This is a genomic window from Bartonella sp. AA78NXGY (assembly GCF_042197005.1).
GTDB lineage: Bacteria > Pseudomonadota > Alphaproteobacteria > Rhizobiales > Rhizobiaceae > Bartonella.
Window position 1 is genome coordinate 1 of the sequence record NZ_JBHIRI010000025.1, and the last position, 8,332, is coordinate 8,332.

An 8,332-nucleotide genomic window follows, 5' to 3' on the forward strand; every position below is an offset into this window, starting at 1 on the left:
CAAAAACTCTCTTACATCAATGGAACCAATCCACCCCTTAATGCGGCTAGGCAAAGATTTACAAAAATCCATCAATTATGAGATAGACGACATAAAGCCTTCACCAATCCAACTCGCTAAATCTTCGCCCGCTTGTTCCATACCAGCCTTGGCACTCTCCGAGAGCTTTTCCTGTGTAAAAAAACTCTTTCTAAACTAGAACTTTTTAAAATCCCCTTTTTACACCTCTCTCAAAGCAAAGATAAAACTGCCAAAACACGTGAGAGTCATCTAAGGATAATTGCATGAGACCATAACAGCTATAAACAGACTCCAATATTTGTATCATATTATTGTAACGATTTACTTACGTATAAAAGAAGAAGATAAAATTGTAATACAACTAAAAGTTCATACGGTTAATCAAGAGAAATTATATAGCATCACAAAACATCAATTGTTTGAAGATTATAAGTAAAAAATTGATCAAAATAAAAAGCTTTTCTTATGAAAAAGAAAAGAGTTGCCCATGAGTAGATATTATAAACTCTAACAAAGGGCATAACTTGATAATTATACCGCAACAAACTAATAGAAACAGCCTTCTTGATAATTCTGGACAACATGTGCTAGCAAATTATGAACACACCCTTGACAAACTCCCCTTTCTTCAAAGATGAAAGCCTAAAAAGAAAAAATAGAATAACAAACCATTATTCTGCTTTGTATTAAAGCTCAGTTCACATTAAATCATTGCACTTATAGCGTATAACCTGAAATCTTAACAGCTTTGAAAAAGATATAAAAAAGATGTCTGATTTTTCACTCTATTTCTAAGTAACATTTAGACACTCCTACTGCTCTTCAAGTCCGCACATATAATACGTTTTTTCCCTCATGCTTTAAGACAAAGAAACAAATCCTATTATAACTTACTGCAACTTGCCGAAAATTGGGTGTCTTTCCCTATAACACCAAGATCTTTAATTAAAAGCGGTTTTCCTATTTCTCCATTATAGGCTTTAACGTGAATGGTCTTGCCTTTCACATCTATGAGGTAATAATCTCCATTAAAAAGCGCACCAGCTGTATAGATAGGGATATTTCCAAAAACCTTATCATTTTTCGCACGGCAATAAGACTGATAATGCGTGTGACCCACGAAGATTGCTTTAACATTATGAGAGGTAATAATTGACTTAAAGACCGACAAATCTTTAGCATTCTTTTTACGAATAAAAAAGGATTCACCATCAATGGAAGCAGCACGCGCATCATGAAAATTAATGATTGTCACTTTACCTCTTGCATCAGCAGCAGCTAAATCGTTCCTAAGCCAATCTAAAGATTTATTGATTTGCACTTCTGTAGACTGCCCCTTCAAACCAACCGTATAGCTTGGATAATTGTGAAGCTGCACATAGTGAACATCTCCATAATCCCAAGAATAACTCAAACTCCCCCTTATCGAGCGAATATTTCCACCCGAAATGGGAACCAAACTTTCAGTAACATCTGCATTGAAATGCGATAATTGACTACGGTATTTTTTGATTTCCGACACCATTCTTGAAACTGCACTTATAGCACAAGCATCTTTGTAAAAGCTGAATTCTTGAGGATTTGTACAATTACCAACATTATTGGCATAATCGTGATTCCCTAGCCCCTCATAGACAGGTGCTCCAAGAGTTTTATAAACATTTTCATAATCATCATAGTTTTTTTGTTGTCCAAACTCCGTCAGATCACCATTGACAATATGGAATGCAGCTTTGTGCGCTTTTATCACACCAGCAACCTGCTCATTTATCTTTAACCATGGCTCTCTGTTTGATATTCCATTGGCATCACCAGAGTTTAAACGCCACGGTTGCGGATCAGCCATAATGATAGCAGTATAATTTTTTGTAAGAGACTTTTCTTTCATCGACCAATCCATGAATGCATCATGATAAGGACTCTTGTCTCTTTTTATTTTTTCAGCATCAAGATTAAAACAACCAGAGAGAGTAAAAGCAATCACGGTGATTACCAATTCAACTTTATATCTCATAAACCTATCACCATAAAAACGTTACATATTTTTTATATTAAAAAATTCATCAGAGACAATTTTTTTAGATTTTATTGTCAAAAATATGTCAAAAATTCGAAATAATAAAAGCAATAATCCTTCAATGAAGGTGCACTTTGATGATATAAAAGCACTGTTGATTTCAAGCCTTCAACTTGAAGCATCTTCATTGATTAAGATTTATAAGCTTGGGCTCTGGCTCTTTCAAATGTCATCGATACATCAACAGCTTATAAAAACTTAGTCGTATACTATTAAAATATCCCCAACAGGAGAAAAAATGTATTCTTATACTAGAGCACCCAACTCCTTTGGATATCAAGATCAAATATATTAGAATATTATGATAAATAAGGTATAAATAATCAAAAGTGCTAGCAATAGTGTTTGAGTATTACCGTCATAACTTACTTTGATAAGTTATAAAAATGCAGAAGTATTACAGAAAATACTATTATTACTTTATAAAAAATAATATAACTTATGTAAGTATTATAATAATATTTATAATTTCTATAATATAGATTTACAATAAATTTAATTATATAATATAAATAATTACAAACACATTGTGTGTTAAATATAAATTAATACAAATTTAATATCATTTGTTTTTTAATTTTGACAAAAAACCAAAAATATCTTACCAAATAAAGACAATTATCGAAATTAATAACAACTAATAACAACTATCCATTTTCACTTCTTCTTATGAAGTTTGCGGGGAAATGAATATTTGGGGGCTCTCATAAGGAGAATACTGGTGTATAAAACATCCCTTTTATCATGCACGGCTGCGGCTGCTATCATACTATTCAACATCCAGTTCACTGCACATGCTGAAACTCTTGACGTTGCCAACGAAGAAAAAGATATATCCGGAAAAACGTACGAGACTATTTATGTAAAAGACAAAGGAAAAATCACCGGCAGTACTGTAACTGTAACTGGAAATAAAAACACAAATACAGACACAAGTAGCGATAAATATGTTGTAACAGTTGAAGGTGCTAACAGTGCGCTTGAATTAAATGGCTTAAATATTCAAGGCACTGATTCTGATGTTCGTTTTGGTATTTCTGTAAAAGACGGCGCTAACATCAACCTGACTGGGGGGAACATTACAGCTTCTCAAACTGGTGTTTATATTGATGATAGTAAGAATAGTAGAAATATACTACAAAATGTAGTGATATCAGATAATAAAAATGAAGCATCATCACTCCTTGGAATAGAAATAAACAACGAAAGTTTTATCACTTTAGAAAATGTAACAGTTAAGCAAGCAGAAACTGGTATACTTGCGGATGTCGTTTCTCAAGTTATAGTATCCGGAGGATCATTCGAAGGTAAAATGGATGGCGTATATGCTATGGGCGGCACCACCATTACTGTAGATGGCGGTACTAACATTACCTCATCTAATGGTAACGGACTCCATGCCGATGATGAAAATACCACCATAAAAATGACTGGGGGAAGCGTAACTGGAAAAGACGCAGCATTGTATACAAACGACGGTGGTCATATTAAAGTCACGGGTGGTACTCTAACAGCTAAGGAAGATACCACAAGTGCACCTACTACAGAAGGGGATAACCCTGCATATAATAAGGGTACTAAAATTGAGAGTGGATTCGGCGCATTGTCTCAAGGTGAAAACAGTGTGATTGAATTATCTGATACAAAGATCAATGATGCGACAATCGGGTTAAAAACACAAGAAAGTGGCGCAATCGCAATGACTGGGGGAAGCATTACAGCGTCCAAAGTTGGTGCATTCTTTTTAGATAGCAAGAGCAAAGAAAACGAACTGAAAGATGTAGTGACATCAAGTGGGAAAGATGATGCGCCACTAATCAATGGAATCAAGGCAACTAACAGTAATGTCACTTTAAATAATGTAACAGTGACGCAAGCACAAACTGCCATAGATGCATATGATTCCACAGTAAACGTCTTAGGAGGATCATTTGATGCAGAAAAAGCAGCAATATTTGCTCAAAACGGCGGCAACATCACTTTAACTGGCGGTGCAAAAATTACATCATATAACGATGCTGGACTCTATGCGGAAGGTTCAAAGTCCATCATCGAAATGACAGGAGGGAGCATTACAGCGAAAGAGGAAGCAGTAACGACAACATACGGTGGCCATATTACTGTTACAGATGTCACCCTAAAAACAAATGGTGATGGACTTGGTGTAGCTTCTGATGACCTTGGTAGCATGATTGAATTACTTGGAAAGACAACGATTAGTGATAGTGCAATCGGGCTTCAAGCACAAAACGGTGGTGTAATCAAGATGACTGGGGGAACCATTACAGCTTCTGCAGCTGGTGCTGGCTTCTTAAACAGTAACAGCCGTGAAAACAAACTAGAAAATGTGACAATATCGAGTGGTAAAGACGATGCGCCACTGAACTTTGGAATAAAAGCAGATAAAGGTACCGTCACTTTAAAAGATGTAACAGTGACTCAAGCAGCCGCCGGTATATTTGCAGATCATGATTCGACAATAACAATCTCGGGAGGATCATTTCATGCACAAAATGCAACAATATCTGCTCAAAACGGCAGCGCCATCACTTTAACAAACGGTGCAAAAATTACATCATCTGATGATGTTGGATTATATGCTAAAGATTCAAACTCCTCCATCACAATGATAGAAGGAAACGTCACGGGAAAAGCGAGTGCTTTGGTTGCTGAAGATGGTGGTCATATTACTGTTACAGATGTTACCCTAAAAACAAATGATAGCGATAAGTCATTTGGTGTATTTTCTAATGGCGCAAATAGTGTAATTGAATTGCTTGGAAAGACCACAATTAGTGGTAGTGCAATCGGGCTTGCATTCCAAAATGATGGCGCAATCAAGATGATTGGAGGAACCATTACAGCTTCTGCAGCTGGTGCTGGCTTCTTAAACAGTAACAGTCATGAAAACAAACTAGAAAATGTGACAATATCGAGTGATAAAGACGATACGCCACTGAACTTTGGGATAAAAGCAGATAAAAGTACCGTTACTTTAAAAGATGTAACAGTGACTCAAGCAGCCGCCGGTATATTTGCAGAGAATGATTCGACAATAACAATCTCGGGAGGATCATTTCATGCACAAAATACAACAATATCTGCTAAAAGCGGCAGCACTATCACTTTAACCAATGATGCAAACATTACATCATCTGATAATGTTGGACTCTATGCAGAAGGTTCAAAATCCACCATCACAATGACGGGAGGAACTGTCACGGGGAAAGGTAATGCATTGGTTGCTGAAAATGGTGGACATATTATTGTTGCAGATGTAGCTCTAACTGTCACAGATGTGGCTCCAAGTGACGACTATATATCGTCTGGTGTATTTTCTGTTGGTGAAGGCAGTGTAATTGAATTACTTGGAAATACAACTATTAGTAATAGTGCACTCGGGCTTCAAGCACTAAACGATGGTGCAATCAAGATGACTGGAGGAGCCATTAAAACTTCTCTAGTTGGTGCTGGCTTCTTAAACAGTAACAACAGCGAAAACAAGCTAGAAGGTGTAAAGATATCGAATAGTAAAGACGATGCGTTACTGAACTTTGGAATAAAAGCAGATAAAAGTACCGTCACTTTAAAAGATGTAACCGTCATGCAAGCAACCAATGCCTTAGTTGCAGATGATCACTCGACAATAACAGCCTCAGGAGGATCATTTCATGCACAAAATACAACAATATCTGCTCAAAACGGCAGCGCCATCACTTTAACCAACAATGCAAACATTACATCATCTGATAACATTGGACTCTATGCAAATAGTTCAAACTCCACCATCAGCATGACGGGAGGAACCGTCACGGGGAAAGGTAATGCATTGGTTGCTGAAAATGGTGGACATATTACGGTCACAAATGTGTCTCTAAATGTTACAGATGTATCTCTAGGTGACGAAGATATATCGTCTGGTGTATTTTCTAATGGCGAAGGCAGTGTAGTTGAATTGCTTGAAGGAACAACGATTAGTAATAGTGAAATTGGACTTACAACAAACGATGGTGGCGCAATAAACATGACTGGAGGGACCATTAAAACTTCTCTAGTTGGTGCCGGCTTTTTAAACAGTAACAGCGGTGAAAACAAGCTAGAAGGTGTGAAGATATCGAATAATAAAGACGATGCGTTACTGAACTTTGGAATAAAAGCAGATAAAAGTACCGTCACTTTAAAAGATGTAACAGTGACTCAAGCAGCCGCCAGTATAGTTGCAAATGATCACTCAACAATAACGGTCTCAGGAGGATCATTTAGTGGACATGATGTAGGAGGAAGCGCCGAAGCCAGCAGTACGATTATCTTAAAAAACAATGCTAACATTATATCATCTAATGGCGAAGGACTCCTTGCAGACGGTTCAGGATCTAAGATCATAATGACGGGAGGATCCGTAGCCGCGAACAAAACAGCGTTATTCGCAATCAACGGTGGGCATATTGATGCCACAGATGTTGCTCTAACAACAGAGGGAAAAGGAAGCGGTGCATTTGTAAGTGGCAATGACAGCACAATTCAATTGCATGGTGATACAATAATTAACAATACTTTGGACGGCCTTGGAGCAGTTAACGGTGGTAAAATCATTAGCGAAAACTTATCGATAATCGGTGGTGAAGCACTTGAAGGCTCCGACAACGAACGCACTGGTATATGGACATCGGACTCTGGTAGTGAAGTTAGGTTAATGGGCAAAACAACCATTCAAAATGTCGATGAAGGGTTTTATGCAGACGGTGGAAGTCAAATCATTAGCGGAGATTTAATTATAACCGGTAGTGAAAGTAAAACAATGACCGTTGGTGTAAACGTTGCAGAAACTGATAGTGCAATCGAATTAAATGGTAAAACAATCATTCAAAATTTTGATGTTGGTCTTTTTGCAGGAAATAATAGCACAATTAAGATGACGAATGGTTATATTGGAGCAGTAGAGAATACAATAAAAAATAAAATAGAAGCAAAAAAAGTTGCACTATGGGCGGCATTTAACGGACATATTGATGTCGTGAATACTTCTATGATAGCAGGAGTTGCTGGTTTGCAATTTATAGCTCTCTCTAATCCTGATCTAGATTATCCAGATGATCCACAAAAACGTAAAAGCAGTGAAATCAATTTAACCAATGCAGATATTCACGTTGAAAATGGCACAGGAATTTTTGTTGGAGCTTTTACTAACACAAACATGGAAGATATTCCAACTTTATCAATCGGTACAGCAAATCTCAAAAATTCAGAAATCCATGCTGATGTATTGTTAGGAGATGGTCTTTTCGAAGATCCAAAATCTTGGAAAAATGACAATTATTGGAACAATAAAGAGGTTAAAGCGATCTCCAATGGCACCTTCACCTTAAGCGCTGATCAGTCTACTCTAGAAGGCAGAGCAAATATTTCTAAAGACAGAAATGTACGTTTTGATCTGAAAAACAAGACAACATGGACACTAAAGACCAGTACAAAAGAAAAAGATGATGATGGCAATCTGCTTGATATCGCTCAAAGATCTCGTTCTGATATTTCCACGCTTAATCTCGATAACAGCTCTATTGTTTTTGATGGACTGGTAGAAGATCATTATCACACATTGCATATAGGATCTGGTAAACCAGATACGCAAACAGTCTACAACGCCTCTGGTAATGCAAAGATTTACTTCAACATTGCTTGGAGTGATGGCGTAGCAAGTGCCGATCAAAAAACCGATAGACTTTTGATCCACGGTGATGTCTCAGGCTCCACAACAGTTTATATCAAAAGCGATTCAGGAGATGAAAGTAGTGTAGTCAATGCTGCTGATCCTTCCAATATAGGTGGCCTCTCGCTCATTCAAGTATCTGGAAAAGCACAAGAAGACTCTTTCAAACTCGTAAATGGCTATACCACAAGAAATCGTTTGCCTTATAAATATACGCTAACGGCCTATGGACCAGAGTCAAGCCACGGTACAGCCGATGTTGCACAAAGCCTCTTTGATGAGAAGAATGAAAATTTCTGGGATTTCCGCTTACATAAAGAAATTCTTGAAACGGATTCTGGTTCTGGTCCAAGTGTGATCGTCCCTGTAGCACAAACGGCCAGTTACTTAGTCATGCCAAATGCTCTCTTCTATAGTGGATTAACCGATATGGCTAAACAAAACGCGCTTTTAGCCAATATCAGAACATCTGTCTTAGGAAAAGAAGAGGAAAAACAAACCGGTTTCTTCCTCTATACTTACGGAAA

The 8,332-nt window shown here is 37.3% G+C and carries 3 protein-coding genes and 1 pseudogene; 3 read left to right on the forward strand and 1 reads right to left on the reverse strand.

Annotation, left to right across the window (positions count from 1 at the left end; translation table 11 throughout):
- A partial coding sequence (locus tag ACFINL_RS08935; protein WP_375651422.1) for a hypothetical protein occupies positions 1 to 199 on the forward strand: 199 nt, incomplete at its 5' end.
- Between the two features lie 705 nt (positions 200 to 904).
- Here ACFINL_RS08935 and ACFINL_RS08940 read toward each other — a convergent pair.
- Complete coding sequence (locus ACFINL_RS08940) at positions 905 to 2,035, reverse strand: metallophosphoesterase (protein ID WP_375651423.1); 1,131 nt, start codon at positions 2,033 to 2,035, stop codon at positions 905 to 907.
- Positions 2,036 to 2,819: 784 nt separating this feature from the next.
- Here ACFINL_RS08940 and ACFINL_RS08945 point away from each other — a divergent pair.
- Together ACFINL_RS08945 and ACFINL_RS08950 are read left to right on the forward strand one after the other, a co-directional pair.
- A pseudogene (locus tag ACFINL_RS08945) lies at positions 2,820 to 3,545 on the forward strand (autotransporter outer membrane beta-barrel domain-containing protein); the annotation flags it as partial.
- A gap of 2,265 nt (positions 3,546 to 5,810) precedes the next feature.
- Positions 5,811 to 8,332, forward strand: a 2,522-nt coding sequence (locus tag ACFINL_RS08950; protein ID WP_375651424.1) for an autotransporter outer membrane beta-barrel domain-containing protein, incomplete at its 3' end; no start/stop codon positions are given.

Coding starts and splice junctions, on each gene's coding strand:
- ACFINL_RS08940 (WP_375651423.1), bottom strand. CDS start 2,035: ATGAGATATAAAGTTGAATTGGTAATCACCGTGATTGCTTTTACTCTC.